We start from the raw sequence: 17,107 nt of genomic DNA, 5'->3' as shown, positions 1-17,107 counted from the left end.
CGCTACAGTGGGGATTCGTTCAATCCTACACGGCGGCACCATGGCTTTGATCTATTACGTGACCCAGATTCAGTTCGAGTGTGGCGCCATCCGGCAATTACGCAGCGAATGCGAGCGCACCGGCATCACTCGCCCATTGATCGTGACCGATGCAGGTGTCAAAGCGGCCGGAGTTCTGCAAAAAGCATTGGATGCCTTGGGCGGCATGCCCGTGGCGGTTTTCGACCAGACCCCCTCCAACCCCACAGAGGCCGCGGTTCGAGCGGCGGCAGACCTCTACCGCGCGCAGGGCTGCGATGGCCTGATTGCGGTGGGCGGCGGCTCCGCGATCGATTGCGCCAAGGGTGTTGCCATTGCCGCCACGCATGAAGGCCCCCTCACCTACTACGCCACCATCGAGGGCGGCTCGGCGCGCATCACCGAGCGGGTCGCTCCCTTGATCGCGGTACCCACCACCAGCGGCACCGGCAGCGAAGTGGCGCGCGGCGCCATCATCATCGTGGATGACCATCGCAAGCTGGGCTTTCATAGCTGGCACCTGGTGCCCAAAACCGCGATTTGCGACCCGGAACTCACTTTGGGCCTGCCACCGCGTCTGACGGCGGCCACCGGCATGGACGCCGTCGCGCATTGCATGGAAACCTTCATGGCGGCGTCCTTCAACCCGCCGGCAGACGGCATTGCGTTGGATGGTCTGGAGCGGGCATGGGCACACATCGAACGTGCCACCACCAACGGCAGTGACGTGGAGGCGCGCACTCAGCTCATGAGTGCCAGCATGCAAGGCGCCATGGCCTTTCAGAAAGGGTTGGGTTGCGTCCACTCCTTGAGCCACAGTCTGGGCGGTGTGGACCCTCGCCTGCACCATGGCACCCTGAATGCCATGTTTTTGCCCGCAGTCATCGCCTTCAATGCGGCGGCTGAATCCGTGCAAAAGGACAAGCGCCTGCAACGGATGGCCCACGCCATGGGTGTGGCGTCCGCCTCTGACCTGGGCGAGGCGGTAAAAGACATGAACGCCCGGTTGGGCTTGCCCACCGGTCTGGCTGCCATGGGCGTCACCGAGGACTTGTTCGACCGCATCATCAGCGGTGCTCTGGCGGACCACTGCCACAAAACCAACCCCCGTCTTGCGACCGCAGACGATTACCGGCACATGCTCAGTAGCGCGATGTAAATGCTTGTGGGGCCCTCGTGGCCCCCAAGTCAGCGGGCCAGCACCGCGGCCACGACCGGGCTGAGCCCGCCCATGAATTGCTCGACAGCCTGCGTATAGGCCCCCGCAGTGCCCAGTTCTTTGTTGATTTCCCCGTGGCTCAGGTCATGCCCTGACACCTGTACCCGCACGCCCAGCGAGGTGGCATGGGCACTGAATGCTTTGGCTTGGGCGCAGGAATCTTCGCGCCGGGTGGAACATACCGCCAACATGGGCTTGGCTGAAGCCTGAAGCTGCTGGTAGGGGGATGCGGCTTTCCAGAAATCCGGATCGGTACCGAAGGCCGGGTCATAAAGCTTGAAGTGGCGCTCTTTCATGATGGGGGCCACGTCCAGCGCCGCACTGTCGAGCAACACCGAGCCCAACCAGGGCTGTGCGCCCGCTTGGGGGCCGTAAATGGAAGACGAAGACAACAAGGCAATCAAATGTGCACCGGCGGAGTGCCCCATCAGTACAAACTGCTTGGGGTCGGCGCCCCAGCCCTGCGCTTTGGACTGTGCACTGGCCAAAGCCCGTGCCACATCGCGCACCTGGTCCAAAGGATCGGCGTCGGGCAGCAAGCGGTTGTTCACGGAGATGAACACAAACCCCTTGGCCAGCCAACGGTTTGCCTTGTTATCCACCACATTGCTGTGGCGCTTGTCGCCGGTACGCCAGCCGCCACCATGCACCATGAAGATCACGGGGGCTGCGGTGCCCGAGGCGGCCTCCGGCAGGTAGATGTCCATCTTCTGCTTGGGGTCGCTGCCGTAGGCCACATCGCGCAGCACTTTGAGCCGGCTGTCGCTCACGGCGGTGCCATCCGGGTCTTCCATAGACTCCTCGGCAGCGCCCTTGCCCATGCTCTCGCGCCGTTCCAGGATCTGCTGTTTGATGCGGTCCAGCAAAGGTCCGGCATGCAGGGGCATGGCCTGGGTCAGCAGGAATACGCCCAGCAAAGTAGCGAGAGCAAGAGGCGGAAAGCGCAGGTTTGTCATAAAGGGTGCACCAGGTTCATGTCGGGCTTGTCCAGCCAGGCGATGAACTCGTCCACCATCTGCTGGCTGGCACGGGTGGCGGCTGTCCATGCCTTGACCCGTGCATCCAGATCATTGCCGTAGTGCGTAAAGTCTGTGCGGTCCGGTAGTTTGCTGTTCGGTAAAGTTTTTACCCAGTCCGGGTTGGGTGCCAGCAGCACCATGGTGTCCAGAAACGGGCTGCTGCGGTGCCGCCACTTCAAGCCTTTGTCCAGCCAGCCTGGCACCACGCTCTTCTGGAAATGCGGGTACAGCACAAGCCTTGGGGCATTCATTTGGCCGCTGGCGCCCGTCGACTGTGCGCGAGCAGCTCCTGAATTGATAGCGCCTTGCATGCTGCCGGCACCCGGGTAGTTCAGGTGCAAGTGGTAGTCGGTGATTCCGCCGTCCCAATAGGCGCCTTTGGGGGCACCCGGAATGTCCTGGATGGCCCGCAGCACAAAGGGAATCGAGCAGCTGGCTTGTAAGGCCGGGTTGAAGTTGCCTTCACTCAAGGCCACCTGGCGGGTGCGGTAATCACCGGTAGCAAACGGCAAAGCCGCTGCCCCACCCTGACCGACCACCGTACTGGAAAACACCACCCGCTCCAGCCAGGCACCCATGGCTTTGCGCCGCACCGTGTTAGTCAGGAAGGCGCCGAGGTAGCCCAGTGGCGTGCGCAGCCCGTGCTCGGTGTGCAGCAAGTGGCGTCCGCGCGAAGTCACGATATGCAGCCGGTAGCGCGGGTGCTTGAGCACCTCGGGAATACGCCCGCCGTAAAACGATTGCAGGCTGCGGCCGAAGGTTTCGCTCACCTGGTCCGCCGTCACCCGCTTCTGGCCAGGTGCCAGCTCGTAATGCTGGTGAATGTAGTCGTGCTCCAGCCGTTCAAACGCAGCCACCGGGTTGTCCAGGCAAGCGGTTGCCATGCGCCAGGCACCAATCGACGCACCGACCAGATCCACCGGTTGATCAGAGCGAGGCAGCCATTCCCCAAACAAAAAACGGTCCATCGCGCCCAGAATCAACCCCTTGGGGCCACCGGCGGCACCGGGTATGGTGGCGACATGTTGAGGTTGCAGGCCCTGGGCCGCCAAAGACGCGCGGGCCACCGGGCCCGCATAAATTCGAAGTGCTTTCATGTTTCAGTCAGGTATGGGCTGCCCAGTCAAAAGGGTCTTGTTGCAGCACCATGTCGATGTTCAGGCCCAGCGCCACACCCACCGCGTCGGGGTAGGTCACGGCCAGGCCTTTGTCGTTCAAGTGGGCTTCCTTGCCGCGTGCGCGCCACGCCGCCAGGTGGATAACGCCGGCCAGGGGCTCGTAGACGTTGTTTTCGAATGGCGCGTATTGGTGCTCGATGGCGTCCACCATGGGCTTGGGGAATTGCCACATGCGGGCATAGCCGGCCCCCACGCTGGCATAGCAGTAGCCCAGCACACTGCGCTCTACAAACGCACGGTTCAGGCCGAGGGCGGGCACTTCGTTGTCCAGCATGGCGCACACCTCGGGCATGGCCAGGTGCATGGCGAGTTCGCCTACCGCGTGAATCAGCCCGGTTGTGAAGGCGGCTTGCGGGTTGAGCCGCACCAAGGTGGCCAACGAGCGCGAGAGCTTGGCCACATTCAGGCTGTAGTCCCAGAACTGCGGCAAATGAATGCCGGGCACCGCCTTGGGCGAGGCCGCCGCTGCTGCAGCCTGCGCCATGGTCTGCACATGGCTCAAGTCCAGCAGGGCCAAAGCTTCCGATACGGTGCTGATCTTGCCGGACTGCTGGAAGAAGCTGGAGTTCGCGAGCTGCAGCAAACGGGTGGTCAGCGCCGGGTCGGTGCTGATCAGCCGGTTGATTTTGTGGAGGTCTGGCTCCGGGCGCTCCAGTTCGCTCAGCAGCAAGGCGACCACTTTGGGAATGCTGGGCAGGTGGAACTGCTGCTCCAGCAACGCGCTGAGATTCATGACGTGCCTTCCGCAAACTACAAACGATGACCGCTCGATTATGGCCTGCAGAGGGCGCCGCGTGCTGGCAAAGACTCAGCGCTTGAGCTTGGCGAATGCCGCTGCCATGGCGTTGCCGGCAGCCGGGGCGCTGTCTTGGTAGCGGCCGACTTGGCGCTCGCCACGGGCGGGGCCCTGGTAGCGGTTATCACCGGCTCTTTGGCCTCCAGCGCCCTTGGCGCCTGCGGGAGCAGCTCCTATTTTCATAGTAAGGCCGATGCGCTTGCGGGCCACATCCACTTCCACCACCTGCACCTTGACGATATCGCCAGTCTTCACGACCTCGCGGGCATCGTTCACAAACTTGTGCGCCAGCTGGCTCACATGCACCAAGCCGTCCTGGTGCACGCCCAGGTCAATAAAGGCGCCGAACTGGGCCACGTTGCTCACGGTGCCTTCCAGAATCATGCCTTCCTTCAGGTCGGCAATGTCTTCCACGCCGTCGTTGAAGCGCGCCACCTTGAAGTCCGGGCGTGGGTCGCGGCCGGGCTTTTCCAGCTCGGTGAAGATGTCTTTGACGGTGATCACACCAAACTGCTCGTTGGCAAACAGCTCAGGCTTGAGCGTCTTGAGCATGTCGGCCCGGCCCATGATCTCGGCGACTGGCTTGCCGGTTTTGGACATGATTTGCTCCACCACCGGGTAGGTTTCGGGGTGCACGCCGGTCATGTCCAGCGGGTTGCTGCCCCCGCGAATGCGCAAAAAGCCTGCACTCTGCTCAAAGGTCTTGGCACCCAAACCGGTCACCTTCATCAAATCCTGGCGGCTGCTAAAGGCGCCGTTGGACTCGCGCCAGCGCACCACGGCCTTGGCTACGGTACCTGACAGGCCCGAGACACGACTGAGGAGTGGCACCGAGGCGGTGTTCAGGTCCACACCCACCGAGTTCACGCAGTCTTCCACCACGGCGTCCAGGGTTTTGGCGAGTTCGCTCTGGTTCACATCGTGCTGGTACTGGCCCACACCGATGCTCTTGGGGTCGATCTTTACCAGCTCGGCCAGCGGGTCTTGCAGACGGCGGGCGATGGAGGCCGCACCGCGCAGGCTCACGTCCACATCGGGCATTTCTTGAGAAGCGTATTCACTGGCGGAGTACACCGAGGCGCCCGCCTCGCTCACTACCACCTTGTCGACCTTGATTTCAGGCGCGCCGGCCTGGGCGGCCATCTTGGCCAAGAGTTTGATCAAATCTGCAGCCAGCTTGTCCGTCTCGCGGCTGGCGGTGCCGTTGCCGATGGCAATCAGGTTCACGCTGTGCTTGGCGCACAGCTTGCCCAAGGTATGCAGCGAGCCTTCCCAGTCTTTGCGGGGCTCGTGGGGGAACACGGTCGCGGTGTCCACCAGCTTGCCGGTGGCATCGACCACCGCCACTTTCACACCGGTACGGATGCCGGGGTCCAGGCCCATCACCACGCGCGGGCCGGCGGGCGCTGCCAGCAACAGGTCGCGCAAGTTGTCAGCAAACACCTTGATGGCCACCTTCTCGGCGTCTTCGCGCAGGCGGGCAAACAAGTCGCGTTCGGTGGACAGGCTGAGCTTGACCTTCCAGGTCCAAGCCACACACTTGCGGATCAAGTCGTCGCCGGGGCGGCCCTGGTGGCTCCAACCCAGCTTGAGCGCTAGGCGCCCTTCCGCCAAAGACACGACGGCTCCAGGTCGTTTTGCTACAGAATTTGTAGCTGCTTGCGCAGATGTTGCGGGCGCTACAGCCTGATTTGATACAGAAACCGGCTCGGGCAACACCAGCTTCGCATCCAGAATGTCCAGCGAGCGGCCACGGAACACCGCCAGCGCACGGTGGCTGGGCACGCGGCCGATGGGCTCGTCGTAGTCAAAGTAATCACGGAACTTGGCCACGTCGGCGTTGTTCTCGTCCTTGCCATCCATGAGCTTGGAGCGGAACAGACCCTCTTGCCACAGCCACTCGCGCAGGTCCTGCACCAGCACCGGGTCTTCAGCCCAGCGCTCGCTCAAGATGTCGCGCACGCCGTCCAGCACCGCCAGCACGGTGGTGAAGTCGTCGCCGGCTTCGGTTTTTTCCTTGAGCACAAAGGCCTGTGCCTCGTCCATGGGCACCAGCTGCGGGTTGGCATACAGCTTGTCCGCCAGCGGTTCTATGCCGGCTTCGCGGGCAATCATGCCCTTGGTGCGGCGCTTGGGCTTGAAGGGCAGGTAAATGTCTTCCACTTCCTGCTTGGTCGCAGCCGCGTCGATGGCGGCCAACAAGGCGGGTGTGAGCTTGCCTTGTTCTTCAATGCTTTTGACCACCGCTTCCTTGCGGTCGCGCAGTTCGCGCAGGTAGCTCAGGCGGGCTTCCAGCTCGCGCAGCTGGATGTCGTCCAGACCGTCCGTCACTTCTTTGCGGTAGCGGGCGATGAAGGGCACGGTGGCGCCGCCATCCAACAAGGCCACGGCGGCCTCCACCTGCTGGGGGCGTACACGGATTTCTTGCGCAATTTGCGCGATGATTTTCTGCATTGCGAAAAAAGCCGGTCTGGCACCGGCAGGGGAAATCGATCAAGGGCGGGAGTGTGCCACACGGCCACCGCGTTTCTGGGGTACAAACGCAGTACCTCCTTTTCAGACGGCAATCCGATGCTTTCTTCCCCCCACAGCGTCGGCTCTACGCCCTCTGCCGCCCCCCGCCCGCTTTTGCACTGGACCGAACACGGCCAGCCCTGCTCCGCCCTTTGGCGCTCGGAGCGCGGCGCTGCAGCCCCGGCCAAGGTGGTGTTGGCCGACGACACCATGACCGCAGACGCCGCCTACCAGCTGGCCTGCGGCGGAACAGCCCTCTTGTGGCGCGGCGACTTCAACAACGCCCGCCAACTGCTGCAAGCCCTGCAGCGCCGCATAGACACCCCGCCCCGGCGCAAAAGCCGAGGCGCAGCACCCGCCAAAGCACAACCCGCGTCTGCCGACGCAGCGATGGACCCGCAAGTGTTTCACCTGCACCGCCAGGCCCAAGCCCAGCGCGCCCGCATTCTGGCCATGGTGCTGCTGCCGTTTGATGCGGACTACGCCATCCCCCTGCGCCGCGCGCCGGACGCCAAGCTAGCCTGCACCCAGGCCTGGGGCGCAGCGGCGGTGGACGAACCGGCCAGCGTCGCCTCCCTGCGCGACCTGCTTGGCATGCGCAGCGCCAGCGAGTGGCGCAAAAACGGCGTAGAAATCGCCGCCTTAGGCACGGGCCCCGAGAACCGCATTCACCCGCACTACGGCGTGTTCTCGCCGGTGCGAGGTGAATATGTAGACTTGGTGGCCGCCGCGCCCCTGCCCGCCCAGTCAGGCAAGGACGTGCGCGACGCCCTGCCCTTTGTTGCCTTTGACATAGGCACAGGCTCCGGCGTGTTGTCGGCGGTGCTGGCCCGGCGACAGGACATGCACATCGTCGCCACCGACCAGGACGCTCGCGCCATGGCCTGCGCCACGGAAAACTTTGCCCGCTTGGGGGTAACTGCCGGCATTGACCTGCAGCAGACCGACATGTTTCCGGCAGGCCGCGCAAACTTGGTGGTGTGCAACCCGCCCTGGCTGCCGGCGCGCCCGAGTGCGCCTGTCGAATACGCGGTCTACGACGAAAACAGCCGCATGCTGCTGGCGTTTCTGGCGGGTTTGCCGGCCCACCTGCTGGAGGGCGGCGAAGGCTGGCTCATCATTTCCGACTTGGCAGAGCGCCTTGGCCTGCGCAGTGCCACCATGCTGGCGGATGCCATCGGTGCCGCCGGCCTCGTGGTGCTGGGCCGCTGTGACGCCCACCCGCAACACGGCAAAGCGCTGGATGCGCAGGATGCTTTACACCGCGCCCGCAGCCGCGAAGTCACCACGCTGTGGCGGCTGGGCGTGGCACCTGCGGCGCTGCAATAAGGCGGCTACCATTGGACGCACTGTGTTTTGTGAGGATGCCATGCGCGCACTGTTTCATCTGGCTTTTCATGTCCGCGATCTGAACGAGGCCCGTGCCTTCTACGGCACCGTGCTGGGCTGCCGCGAAGGCCGCAGCACCGACACCTGGGTGGACTTCGACTTCTTCAGCCACCAGATTTCACTCCATCTGGGCGAGCCCTTCCACACCACCAACACTGGCAAGGTCGGCGCGCACATGGTGCCCATGCCGCACTTGGGAGTGATTCTGCTGATGGACGATTGGAATGCGCTGGCAGAGCGCCTCAAGCAGCACAACGTGGCCTTTGTGCTGGAGCCCCAAGTCCGCTTTGCAGGCCAGCCTGGCGAGCAGGCTACGATGTTCTTTCGCGACCCGAGCGGCAACCCGATTGAGGTGAAAGGGTTTGCGTCTTGGGATGCGGTGTATGCCGCTTGATCGCTGAGCCACATAGACACAAATATCGCAAAATCAACGAGGCTTTCCATTACTGACAAGCTGCGGCGTTTGCTGGGATTTTTATGCCTGTTCAAACTTAGATAACTCAACAGATATGAGCGAACCAACCTTCCTTGATCGAGCTTCAGAAAAGCTCTGGGTAGACTTTGAAGAGGAGTTATCTTTCCCGTCTTCACGCCCCTTGCTTGCGCATTACACGTCTATCCAGACTTTTGAGCAGATCGTTACCAAAGAGCAGTTCTGGTTTTCCAATCCACTCTTTATGAATGATCTCGAAGAGCTACAGTTCGGGATGAACGAAGGCGCGAATGAACTACACAAAAATGAAGCAATTCGGCTTGCATGTGGAACACCGGAGAATCACCGAAAGCTGTTGGAAAGCTTTGACTACCTGTTCAACGACTTTGATTCCAAACACGTATTAAATACTTACATACTTTGCTTTTCAGAGCATGCCCCAGAGGATAACGACGGCTTGCTATCCATGTGGCGAGGATACGGAAACTCAGGCGCAGGGGCTGCACTTGTAATCGACACTGCAAAAATCAACGTAAATCCAAAGTCACCGCTGATCGTTGGCAAGGTGCATTACGCCTCGAAAGTCGAACGGAAAAAATGGATCAGCGAAAAGCTCATGAGCCTAGCCGATGTGATCTCAGTCCACGCAAAAGTGGAGGACGACTTCTTCAATGCTGCTTGGGCTTGGATGCATCGCCTCAAGATGTTCGCTCTTTTTACAAAGCATCATGGATTCCACGAAGAACAAGAGTGGCGAGTCGTGTACATGAGCGACAAAGACCCCGAACAGTCCTTCAAGAAGTACTTTGGTCACTTAGCTACGAATCGAGGAATCGAGCCAAAACTCAAGCTACCCATCAAGCCCATACCAGAGTTAAAAACAGAAAACCTCTCGTTGGGAGACTTGGTGAATCGAATAATTCTTGGTCCATCCGTTTCAAGCGCACTAGCCGCCAATGCATTACGACAAATGCTCAGAAACACTGGGCAACCTGACTTAGCAGAGCGGGTCGTTGCTTCTGAAATTCCTTTTCGCTCTGCGTAGTAGAGTCGTGAAGAAGTTGCCTGACTGGGCTTATATGGACTCCCCCACAAGCGCAAAAAACTGATCGATGTTTTGGTTTTGAGGGAGGCGCCTGTCGCTACAAGAGGCTGGAAATGAGCCGTAAGCTCTATCAGTGTCTATCGGTGTGGAGTGAACCAGAATTGGGTGCTGAGGTGAGCGAGAAGGCAGTCGTGTGGCGGTTGTATTGTTTGGCGAAGTGCGGGTTTTTCACAGGCCTCACCCCTCCCTCAACACGGACAAGGGTGCTGTCGCAAGTATTCGCAAGCGGCTAGAGCAACACGGAGCAACACCATGAACGTAATGACAGTGGACGGCTATCACGCCAAGATTGAGTTCGACGAAGAGCTGGACCTCTTTCGCGGGGAGATTCTTGGATTGAATGGCGGAGCAGATTTCTATGGTGAAACTCCCAAGGAGTTGCGCGCTGAATTCAAGAAGTCTTTGCAGGTTTTCCTGGATGTCTGCAAAGAAAAAGGGATCGAACCCAGAAAGCACTTTTCGGGGAAATTCAATCTGAGAATTTCACCTGAGTTGCATGAACAACTGGTGATTGCCGCACAGGCAGAAGGCAAAAGCATCAACATGGTGGCTCAAGAAGCCTTGCAAATCCGCGTGATGTCTTGAGCTGCACGCATTGCCGAAAAGCGCGACTTCCCCAAAAGCAAAAGGCCCTCAATAGAGGGCCTTTTTGTTTTGCATGCGGCGACGCGGGGTCGCCAGCGGATGCAGGGCTTAGCGGTGACGCTTGCCGGGGTTCTTCTTGCTGCGAGTTGCAACACCACGTTCCAAGCTGATGCGCTGACCGCGGCCTGCAGTAGGCAGGGTGTAGCCTGGCAGGGGCTTGGGTGCGGGAGTGGCTTTGCGGTCGGCTTCGGTAAAGATTTTGTTGCCCATGTGGCGATCCTGTTGAGGTTGGTGTGAAAACACGTATTTTCTCATTTTTTCGGGCGCTATTTCCAAGCCCTTGATGGAAGGCCCCAACTCATAGCCCTCAAGGCCCGTGGATGGGCGTGGTTTGCCACAATCCCCGCATGCAGGCCTTTTACTCCGACCAGTTCGTTTTGCCCTTGCCCGAGGGCCACCGCTTTCCCATGGCCAAGTACCGCATGCTGCGGGACCGCATCGCCGATGAGCTGCCCTCCATCCAGTTAACAGAAGCACCCGCTGCCACCGAGGGCGAGTTGGCGCTGGTGCATACGCCGGCCTACATAGATTCCATTCTTCAGGGCACCGCCGAGCCTGCAGTGCTGCGCGAAATCGGCTTCCCCTGGAGCCCCGCCATGGCCGAACGCGCCCTGCGCTCGGTAGGCGCCACTGTGGCTGCGGCACGTGTGGCAATGATTGAGGGCTTGGCGGCCAACCTTGCCGGCGGCACGCACCACGCCTATGCCCACAAGGGCGGTGGCTTTTGTGTGTTCAATGACCTGGCAGTAGCCGCCCGCGTGCTGCAAGCCGAATGGGGCCGCAGTCGCCACCCCGATGGCAGCCGCCGGCAACCCCTACAAGTGGCGGTGATTGATCTCGACGTGCACCAAGGCAACGGCACGGCCAGCATCTTCCGGCACGACGAATCGGTGTTCACACTTTCACTGCACGGAGACAAGAACTTTCCCTTCCGCAAAGAGGACAGCGACCTCGACATTCCGCTGCCCGATGGTTGCGCGGACGCGGAGTACCTGAGCACCCTGGAGCATGCCTTGCAAGAGCTGGAAGGCCGCTTCACCCCTGGCCTGGTGTTCTTTTTGGCGGGTGCGGACCCGCATGAAGGCGACCGGCTGGGCCGCTTGAAGCTCACGGCCGATGGCTTGGAGGCCCGTGACCGCCGCGTGCTGGACTGGTGCTGGCAGCGCCGCATCCCCGCAGTGATCACCATGGGAGGCGGCTACGGGGTGAATCTGGAAGACACTGTGGGTGTGCAGCTCACAACGTACCGGGTGGCTGCGAGCTACCGCAGCCGCTGGGCCGGCCTGCTAGAGGCCGCGTAGATCAAGCGGCCTGCGAGGCCTGGTGTTTGGCACGCCAGGCAATGAAATCAGGCAGCGGGATCGGCTTGCTCATGAAGTAGCCCTGCGCCTCGTCGCATTGCAATTCCACGAGTTTGTCCAGAATGGCCTGGTTTTCAACCCCTTCAGCCACCACGCTCAGGCCCAGGTTGTGCGCCAGATCGATGGTGGAGCGCACGATCTTGGCGTCGCTCTCGTCGTTCTCCATGCCCATCACAAACGATTTATCGATCTTGAGTTCATTGACCGGTAGCCGCTTGAGGTAGGCCAAGGACGAATACCCGGTACCGAAGTCGTCAATCGAGAGTTTGAATCCACGTTCCGAGAGACGATTCAAGGTGGCCTCCGCACGCTGGGGGTCGTCCATGATGGCGCTCTCGGTGATTTCCAGGCAGAAGGCGTTGGTCGGTGCGTTGTGCTTGAGCATCATGGCATCCAGCTTGGCCGGGAAGTCCTGGTCCAGCAGGTCACGGGTAGACAGGTTGATTGCTACCCGCAGGGGGGGCGGCCGTCAGCCCGCAAGCGCGGCAACTCTTTGGCAACTTCTTCAAACATCCACAAAGTGAGTTGGCGGACAAAGCCTGTCTGCTCCGCAAACGGAATGAACTGCATGGGCGGCACCAAGCCACGCACAGGGTGCTGCCAGCGTACCAGTGCTTCGGCAGCAATCACCGTGTTGTCAGACAGGTTGAGCTTGGGCTGCAGGTAGAGGCGCAACTGACCGTCTTCCACTGCATGGCGCAGCTCGGTCAGCAAGGACAGGGTCTGGGTACTGGAGGAATCCAACGCAGGGTCGTAAATCTGGATGCCGGTCGTCTTGCGTTTGGCCACGTACATGGCAATCTCGGCACGGCTGAGCAGCATGTCCACATCCTGCGCATGCAGGGGCCAGGACGCCAGGCCGATGCCGGCACTCAGATCGACGGTCTGGTCTTCCAGCTTGAGCGGGGCCTCAAAGGCGGTGGCAATGCGGTGGGCAATCGGGGTGGCCTGGGTGGCATCCTGATCTTCCACCATGACGGCGAATTCGTCCCCTCCCAAACGCGCTACGGTGCCCACATCTGGCGTAATGTGGGTGGACAAGCGGTCTGCCACGGCCTTGAGCAGCTGGTCGCCGAAGGCATAGCCCAGTACATCGTTGACGTGTTTGAAGCGGTCCAGGTTCAGCATGATCACGGTAACGGGATGAGCCGGGCCGCCCCCTGCACTGCTGGCCTGAATGGATTGCTTGATGAGGTCGCGAAACTGGGTGCGGTTGGGCAGACCAGTCAGTCGATCCCAATAAGCCAGCTGCATGATTTCATGTTGCTGGCCCTGGATGCTGGTGCGCATCTGGTCAAACGCGCGGGACAAGTCCCCGACCTCGTCCCGGTGGCGCATGGCCGGCAAAGAATGCGAATAGTCTCCGCGGCTGAGTTGCTCTGCCGCTCCGGCCAAGGAACGCAACGGAACAGTTACACGCTGCGCAAGCAGGGCGCTACCTATTGCAAAAAGTGCCAGACCAACCGCGGTGATCAGCAACAAAGCCAACTGCACTTTCCGGTAGGGAGCCACGACGTCATCGAGCGAGCGAAGCACGTAGGTCTGAATGCCTTTCGCCTGTGCACGCACCGCACTGTTTTCTACCACCAGCGTGTCATGCCCCAACACCAGGTCCGCGGAAGAGCCCAGCTCAGTGAGTTGGGGGTGCAGAGACGCCGGAAGACTGCTCAGCAACAGCTTGCGACTTTCACTGAGCAATGCAATGTGTACCCCGGAGAGCTGAAACATGCGATCCGCTTCAGCCTGCTCCAGTCCAAAGCCCATCAGCACCCAGCCTATGGTGAGTGGCGCTTTGACCGGCACCATCACAAACTGAAAGAGCTTGGAATCAATCAGCTCGATCTTGTAGGTCAATTCGCCCTGCCCCAGTTCCATCGCCACGCGATGCAGAACCGGGGACAGCTTGTCCTGGGCGGCCATCTCAAAACCTGTGGCCTGCAGCGCAAACTGCGGGTCGAGAAATGCCGTGACTGTTGCATTCACCCGTCCACCATGGTTTTCCAGAGTGGATCGCAGGGTCTCAGTGTCTCCGGAGCTCAGTGCCGAGCGGAAACCGAAATCCTTGGCTACCACCTCTGCACCGAAGCGCAGTCGTTGGGCGTTCTGGTCGAGCAGCTGCCACCACACTTTGTCGCCGATCACCAATTCCTGCTTCACCTGCCCACGCACGTTGCGTTCGACGTTGACTTGCACCACGCCGTACACCGCAGCCTGGATCAGCAACAAAAGTACCAGTGAGAACGCGACGAATTTGGTTCCCACTCCCCACCGGTCGTAAATCCTACCCAGAATCAAGCCGCACTCCCCGCGAGTTTGATGACGACGGGCGCATTGCCACCGCCGACGGTTTGGGCCTGCTCTGCGGCGGCTGCGCCGGTCGGCAAACTGGCGTGCCAAGTGCGCAGCTTGTAGCTGCCGGCGGGTGCATCGATGGTGAGATGGCCCTGGGCGTCGGTTTTTCCGAAATAGGGCGTGTCCACCACCACCACCCACGCGACCATGTTGTCGTGGATGTTGCAGCCCAGCACCGCGATGCCGCTCTTGTCGAACACCACGGGGTTAGCAGGTACACCGGCGTACAGCTTCAAATCAAATGTCTTTGCGGGGGAAAACGAATACACATGGTGCCGCACCGTGTCGTTATTGGGAAAAAGAATCGAGGTGCCCGTGGTTACCACCGTTACCGCAGGGGAAAACTGCTTGGCAGCCTGCACCACCTCAACGCCCTTGAGGGGTTTGGAGGCCGACTTGGCGTCTGCCGACTCCAGAAACACCACCGCATTGGGCAGGGGTTTGCCGTTCTTATCCTGCACCTGAACTTGCAGGCCCGCAGCTGAAGCACTGAGCCCCACGGAGGCCAGGCCTGCGAGTAGAAGAAACCGGCGTGTAAGGGCTTTCCAGCGCATCGATGGCTCCAAGTTGGCTGCATCAAAAATGATGCCTCTGCGTTGGAGATTACTCTACCTCAAGCTGCCGCGCTTCAGGCTGGAGTTCGCAGGGCTTTTCGCAGTTCTATGCCCAATTCGGGCTTGTGGGCAAACGGGTCGGTAGGGTTGCGGGCCAGCATCACATCTTCCATGCGGGTCTGGACGGACCCGATGGCTTTGGGGTGGCTGTAGATGTAGAAACGGCCTTCGGCCACGGCATCGAACACCATTTGCGCCACCTGTGCGGCAGTCACCTTGCCACTCGTCACTGCCTTGTCGGTCATGGCCTGGCCGATCATCTGGCTACGGGTGAGTTGGGCTGGAGCCGCATCCGAGGGGCGGTTGCGCTCGCTTTGGCTGATGCCGGTCGGCACAAAGAAGGGGCACAGCACGCTGGCAGACACTTGGTCGGTGACCAACGCCAAGTCCTGGTACAGGGTCTCGCTCAGGGACACCACGGCGTGTTTGCTCACGTTGTAAACCCCCATGTTGGGGGCGTTCAGCAGGCCGGCCATGCTGGCAGTGTTGACGATGTGGCCCTGCCAAGCAGGGTCCTGCTTGGCGGCTTCCAGCATCATGGGGGTGAACACCCGCACCCCGTGGGCCACGCCCATGAGGTTGACGCCCAGCACCCATTCCCAGTCGCGAGCGGAGTTCTCCCAGATCAGGCCACCTGCCCCTACGCCGGCATTGTTAAACACCAGGTGCGGCGCGCCAAAGCGCTGCAGCGTGGCGGCCCCCAGCGCCTCCACCTGTGCAGCCTGCGACACGTCTACCCGCATGCCCAGCACCTGGGCGCCTGCGGCTTCCATTTCGGCAACCGCCTTGTCCAGCGCGTCTTGCTGCACGTCGGCGAGTACCAAATTCATGCCCAGCCGGGCGCCTATGCGTGCGCACTCCAGCCCGAAGCCGGAACCTGCGCCGGTCAGTACCGCGGTTTTGCCTTGAAAGTTTGAAATCACAGGGGTTCTCCTCGTTATAAGTATTTGAAAACGGTGCTTTTCAGGCGCCGCGTAGCATTTCCAGGTGCGGAATGCCGTCTTCGATGTAGGGCTTGCCCACATCCACAAAGCCGTGTCGCTCGTAAAAGGCCTTGAGGTGGGCTTGCGCACCGATGCGAATCGGTTGTGCGCCCCACTCGCCTTCCAGCGCTTTGACGGCCTCAGCCATCAACAAGTGGCCGAGACCACCACCGCGGGCGTCGGGCTTGGTCACCACGCGGCCAATGCTGGCTTCGTCGAACGTTACGCCGGCGGGGAAGCAGCGCACATACGCGATGAGTTCTGTCTTGGTTTGCCCAACAGACCCGCCGGGGAGTGAGGGCGGCAGCGGGCTCTGCTCCGTGTCCCCCGCCCGCTGTGCGGGCTCCTCCTTAACCTGCGCAGAACCCGCAGCCACCCTCACTCCCAGAAGGTGCATGGCTTGTTGGTCGAGGTTGTCCATGTCCTGGAACACACAGTTTTGTTCGACCACAAACACCTCGCTGCGCAGTCGCAGCAATTCGTACAACTGGTCGCGGCTCAGTGCATCAAAAGCGAGCCACTGCCATTGAATATCCAAGCTCATGCCTGCGCCGCCTTGAGCACATAGCCGATGCGCGGAAAGTGCACATGCACGGTGCCGGCGCGCTCGTCCACGCGATTCAACGTAAAGCGGGTGCGGGTGGCTGCGACCAAGATACCGGCCGTAGTTTCCTGGCCGAAGGTCTCGGCGGCGATGGTCACTTCGCTGCCCAGAGGGATGCCGTGCTCATCCTGGAAGTAGGTGTCCAACGGGGCTGTAGCGCCCGCATCATCTGCGCAAGCTGCTATGGCTTCTGTAGCAGACAGCTTCTCGAAGCTGCCGTGACCGATGGCCGCCATGCGTGCCATCCATGCCTGTACCGAGGGGGTTGCGTTCAGGATGTCGGCCATCACCGGCACCCGTTTGGCGGTAAACCACAACGGGTGGTAGGCGGCAAAGTCGGCCACGCAGGGGGCTTGCCCCAACAAAAAGTCCTGGCCTTCGAGCATGCTGGCGATGCGGCGCAGGTAGCTCTTGTAGGCCGCAGCAGCGTCACCGGGGCGCAGGCGCGTCATGCCGCTGGACATGGCGGCGCGGTCGGCACCGAAGGCCTTTGCGGCTTCGGGGGGCGCACCTTCAAACATGCTGGCCGCCCCCTTGGGTTGCAGGTTGTAGGCCATGGCGGCCCAGAACAAAGTGCTGTCCGCCCACTGCGCAACGATGCGGCTGAGGCCCTTGTCGTTTTCGGGGTAGAGGGTAGGCGTGGGCCGCAGCTGCTCCAGCACTTCGCAGATCAGGGCGCTGTCGCAGTACACATCAGCGCCGATCTGCAAGAACGGCGTTTTGCGGTAGCCGCCGGTCAGTGCCACCACATCGGGCTTGGGCATGATGGCCGGGATGATGACGGACTTCCAGGCCAGCTGTTTGTAGCCCAGCACCAGACGCACCTTTTCAGAAAAAGGCGAGGTGGGGTAGTGGTGAAGAATGAGGTCGGTCATGG

The 17,107-nt window shown here is 61.1% G+C and carries 17 protein-coding genes; 6 read left to right on the top strand and 11 right to left on the bottom strand.

Annotation, left to right across the window (positions count from 1 at the left end; genetic code table 11):
• Positions 1 to 40 precede the first annotated feature (40 nt).
• Positions 41 to 1,177: a 4-hydroxybutyrate dehydrogenase gene (gbd, locus tag ACOAP0_RS00670; RefSeq protein WP_498376030.1), complete on the top strand. Its 1,137-nt coding sequence runs from the start codon at positions 41 to 43 to the stop codon at positions 1,175 to 1,177.
• Between the two features lie 29 nt (positions 1,178 to 1,206).
• Here the strand turns inward: gbd and ACOAP0_RS00665 are convergent, their stop codons facing one another.
• The 4 genes from ACOAP0_RS00665 to ACOAP0_RS00650 form a co-directional block, all read right to left on the bottom strand.
• Positions 1,207 to 2,193: an alpha/beta hydrolase gene (locus tag ACOAP0_RS00665; protein ID WP_498376031.1), complete on the bottom strand. Its 987-nt coding sequence runs from the start codon at positions 2,191 to 2,193 to the stop codon at positions 1,207 to 1,209.
• On the bottom strand, positions 2,190 to 3,353 hold the full coding sequence (locus tag ACOAP0_RS00660) for a phospholipase (RefSeq protein WP_498376033.1): 1,164 nt from the start codon (positions 3,351 to 3,353) through the stop codon (positions 2,190 to 2,192). The genes ACOAP0_RS00665 and ACOAP0_RS00660 overlap by 4 nt, the downstream gene beginning before the upstream one ends.
• Positions 3,354 to 3,360: 7 nt before the next feature.
• Positions 3,361 to 4,167: an HDOD domain-containing protein gene (locus ACOAP0_RS00655; protein ID WP_481873337.1), complete on the bottom strand. Its 807-nt coding sequence runs from the start codon at positions 4,165 to 4,167 to the stop codon at positions 3,361 to 3,363.
• 75 nt (positions 4,168 to 4,242) lie between these two features.
• Entirely contained in the window at positions 4,243 to 6,684 is a 2,442-nt protein-coding gene (locus tag ACOAP0_RS00650) for a Tex family protein (RefSeq protein ID WP_498376034.1), read from the bottom strand.
• 117 nt (positions 6,685 to 6,801) lie between these two features.
• Between ACOAP0_RS00650 and ACOAP0_RS00645 the strand changes: the two genes are divergently transcribed.
• The 4 genes from ACOAP0_RS00645 to ACOAP0_RS00630 all read left to right on the top strand — a co-directional run bounded on the left by ACOAP0_RS00645 (position 6,802) and on the right by ACOAP0_RS00630 (position 10,256).
• Complete coding sequence (locus tag ACOAP0_RS00645; protein ID WP_498376035.1) at positions 6,802 to 8,073, top strand: methyltransferase; 1,272 nt, start codon at positions 6,802 to 6,804, stop codon at positions 8,071 to 8,073.
• 40 nt (positions 8,074 to 8,113) lie between these two features.
• Complete coding sequence (locus ACOAP0_RS00640; protein ID WP_498376036.1) at positions 8,114 to 8,527, top strand: VOC family protein; 414 nt, start codon at positions 8,114 to 8,116, stop codon at positions 8,525 to 8,527.
• Positions 8,528 to 8,642: 115 nt separating this feature from the next.
• Complete coding sequence (locus tag ACOAP0_RS00635; RefSeq protein ID WP_498376037.1) at positions 8,643 to 9,611, top strand: DUF2971 domain-containing protein; 969 nt, start codon at positions 8,643 to 8,645, stop codon at positions 9,609 to 9,611.
• 321 nt (positions 9,612 to 9,932) lie between these two features.
• Positions 9,933 to 10,256 carry a type II toxin-antitoxin system HicB family antitoxin gene (locus ACOAP0_RS00630; RefSeq protein ID WP_498376038.1) on the top strand — a complete coding sequence of 108 codons (324 nt, stop codon included), beginning with the start codon at positions 9,933 to 9,935 and terminating at the stop codon, positions 10,254 to 10,256.
• A gap of 108 nt (positions 10,257 to 10,364) precedes the next feature.
• On the opposite strand, the gene ACOAP0_RS00625 is transcribed toward ACOAP0_RS00630, so the two are convergent.
• Positions 10,365 to 10,526 (bottom strand): hypothetical protein, encoded by a 162-nt coding sequence (locus tag ACOAP0_RS00625; protein WP_198301883.1) that lies wholly within the window; start codon positions 10,524 to 10,526, stop codon positions 10,365 to 10,367.
• Between the two features lie 137 nt (positions 10,527 to 10,663).
• On the opposite strand from ACOAP0_RS00625, the gene ACOAP0_RS00620 reads away from it, so the two are divergent.
• Complete coding sequence (locus tag ACOAP0_RS00620; protein ID WP_498376039.1) at positions 10,664 to 11,617, top strand: histone deacetylase family protein; 954 nt, start codon at positions 10,664 to 10,666, stop codon at positions 11,615 to 11,617.
• A gap of 1 nt (position 11,618) precedes the next feature.
• Here the strand turns inward: ACOAP0_RS00620 and ACOAP0_RS00615 are convergent, their stop codons facing one another.
• From ACOAP0_RS00615 to ACOAP0_RS00590, 6 genes are all read right to left on the bottom strand, one after another.
• Positions 11,619 to 12,098 (bottom strand): EAL domain-containing protein, encoded by a 480-nt coding sequence (locus ACOAP0_RS00615; protein WP_498391508.1) that lies wholly within the window; start codon positions 12,096 to 12,098, stop codon positions 11,619 to 11,621.
• A 26-nt stretch (positions 12,099 to 12,124) separates the two neighbouring features.
• Positions 12,125 to 13,939 carry a putative bifunctional diguanylate cyclase/phosphodiesterase gene (locus ACOAP0_RS00610; RefSeq protein ID WP_498391286.1) on the bottom strand — a complete coding sequence of 605 codons (1,815 nt, stop codon included), beginning with the start codon at positions 13,937 to 13,939 and terminating at the stop codon, positions 12,125 to 12,127.
• 29 nt (positions 13,940 to 13,968) lie between these two features.
• Positions 13,969 to 14,583, bottom strand: coding sequence for a methylamine utilization protein (locus tag ACOAP0_RS00605; RefSeq protein ID WP_498376040.1), 615 nt, complete (start codon positions 14,581 to 14,583; stop codon positions 13,969 to 13,971).
• 74 nt (positions 14,584 to 14,657) lie between these two features.
• Positions 14,658 to 15,566: an SDR family oxidoreductase gene (locus ACOAP0_RS00600; protein WP_498376042.1), complete on the bottom strand. Its 909-nt coding sequence runs from the start codon at positions 15,564 to 15,566 to the stop codon at positions 14,658 to 14,660.
• Between the two features lie 40 nt (positions 15,567 to 15,606).
• Positions 15,607 to 16,170, bottom strand: a complete 564-nt coding sequence (locus ACOAP0_RS00595; RefSeq protein ID WP_498376043.1) for a GNAT family N-acetyltransferase — start codon at positions 16,168 to 16,170, stop codon at positions 15,607 to 15,609.
• The gene (locus tag ACOAP0_RS00590; protein WP_498376044.1) at positions 16,167 to 17,105 is read right to left on the bottom strand and encodes a glutathione S-transferase family protein; all 939 of its coding nucleotides are present in this window, start codon (positions 17,103 to 17,105) and stop codon (positions 16,167 to 16,169) included. The genes ACOAP0_RS00595 and ACOAP0_RS00590 overlap by 4 nt, the downstream gene beginning before the upstream one ends.
• Positions 17,106 to 17,107: the final 2 nt, after the last annotated feature.

The sequence above is a fragment of the Curvibacter sp. Hmag1.1 genome, assembly GCF_059769165.1.
The sequence above is the reverse complement of the archived record's forward strand: the minus strand, read 5'-3'. Positions and strand labels throughout refer to the sequence as shown.

Coding starts and splice junctions, on each gene's coding strand:
- gbd (WP_498376030.1), top strand. CDS start 41: ATGGCTTTGATCTATTACGTGACCCAGATTCAGTTCGAGTGTGGCGCC.
- ACOAP0_RS00665 (WP_498376031.1), bottom strand. CDS start 2,193: ATGACAAACCTGCGCTTTCCGCCTCTTGCTCTCGCTACTTTGCTGGGC.
- ACOAP0_RS00660 (WP_498376033.1), bottom strand. CDS start 3,353: ATGAAAGCACTTCGAATTTATGCGGGCCCGGTGGCCCGCGCGTCTTTG.
- ACOAP0_RS00655 (WP_481873337.1), bottom strand. CDS start 4,167: ATGAATCTCAGCGCGTTGCTGGAGCAGCAGTTCCACCTGCCCAGCATT.
- ACOAP0_RS00650 (WP_498376034.1), bottom strand. CDS start 6,684: ATGCAGAAAATCATCGCGCAAATTGCGCAAGAAATCCGTGTACGCCCC.
- ACOAP0_RS00645 (WP_498376035.1), top strand. CDS start 6,802: ATGCTTTCTTCCCCCCACAGCGTCGGCTCTACGCCCTCTGCCGCCCCC.
- ACOAP0_RS00640 (WP_498376036.1), top strand. CDS start 8,114: ATGCGCGCACTGTTTCATCTGGCTTTTCATGTCCGCGATCTGAACGAG.
- ACOAP0_RS00635 (WP_498376037.1), top strand. CDS start 8,643: ATGAGCGAACCAACCTTCCTTGATCGAGCTTCAGAAAAGCTCTGGGTA.
- ACOAP0_RS00630 (WP_498376038.1), top strand. CDS start 9,933: ATGACAGTGGACGGCTATCACGCCAAGATTGAGTTCGACGAAGAGCTG.
- ACOAP0_RS00625 (WP_198301883.1), bottom strand. CDS start 10,526: ATGGGCAACAAAATCTTTACCGAAGCCGACCGCAAAGCCACTCCCGCA.
- ACOAP0_RS00620 (WP_498376039.1), top strand. CDS start 10,664: ATGCAGGCCTTTTACTCCGACCAGTTCGTTTTGCCCTTGCCCGAGGGC.
- ACOAP0_RS00605 (WP_498376040.1), bottom strand. CDS start 14,583: ATGCGCTGGAAAGCCCTTACACGCCGGTTTCTTCTACTCGCAGGCCTG.
- ACOAP0_RS00595 (WP_498376043.1), bottom strand. CDS start 16,170: ATGAGCTTGGATATTCAATGGCAGTGGCTCGCTTTTGATGCACTGAGC.
- ACOAP0_RS00590 (WP_498376044.1), bottom strand. CDS start 17,105: ATGACCGACCTCATTCTTCACCACTACCCCACCTCGCCTTTTTCTGAA.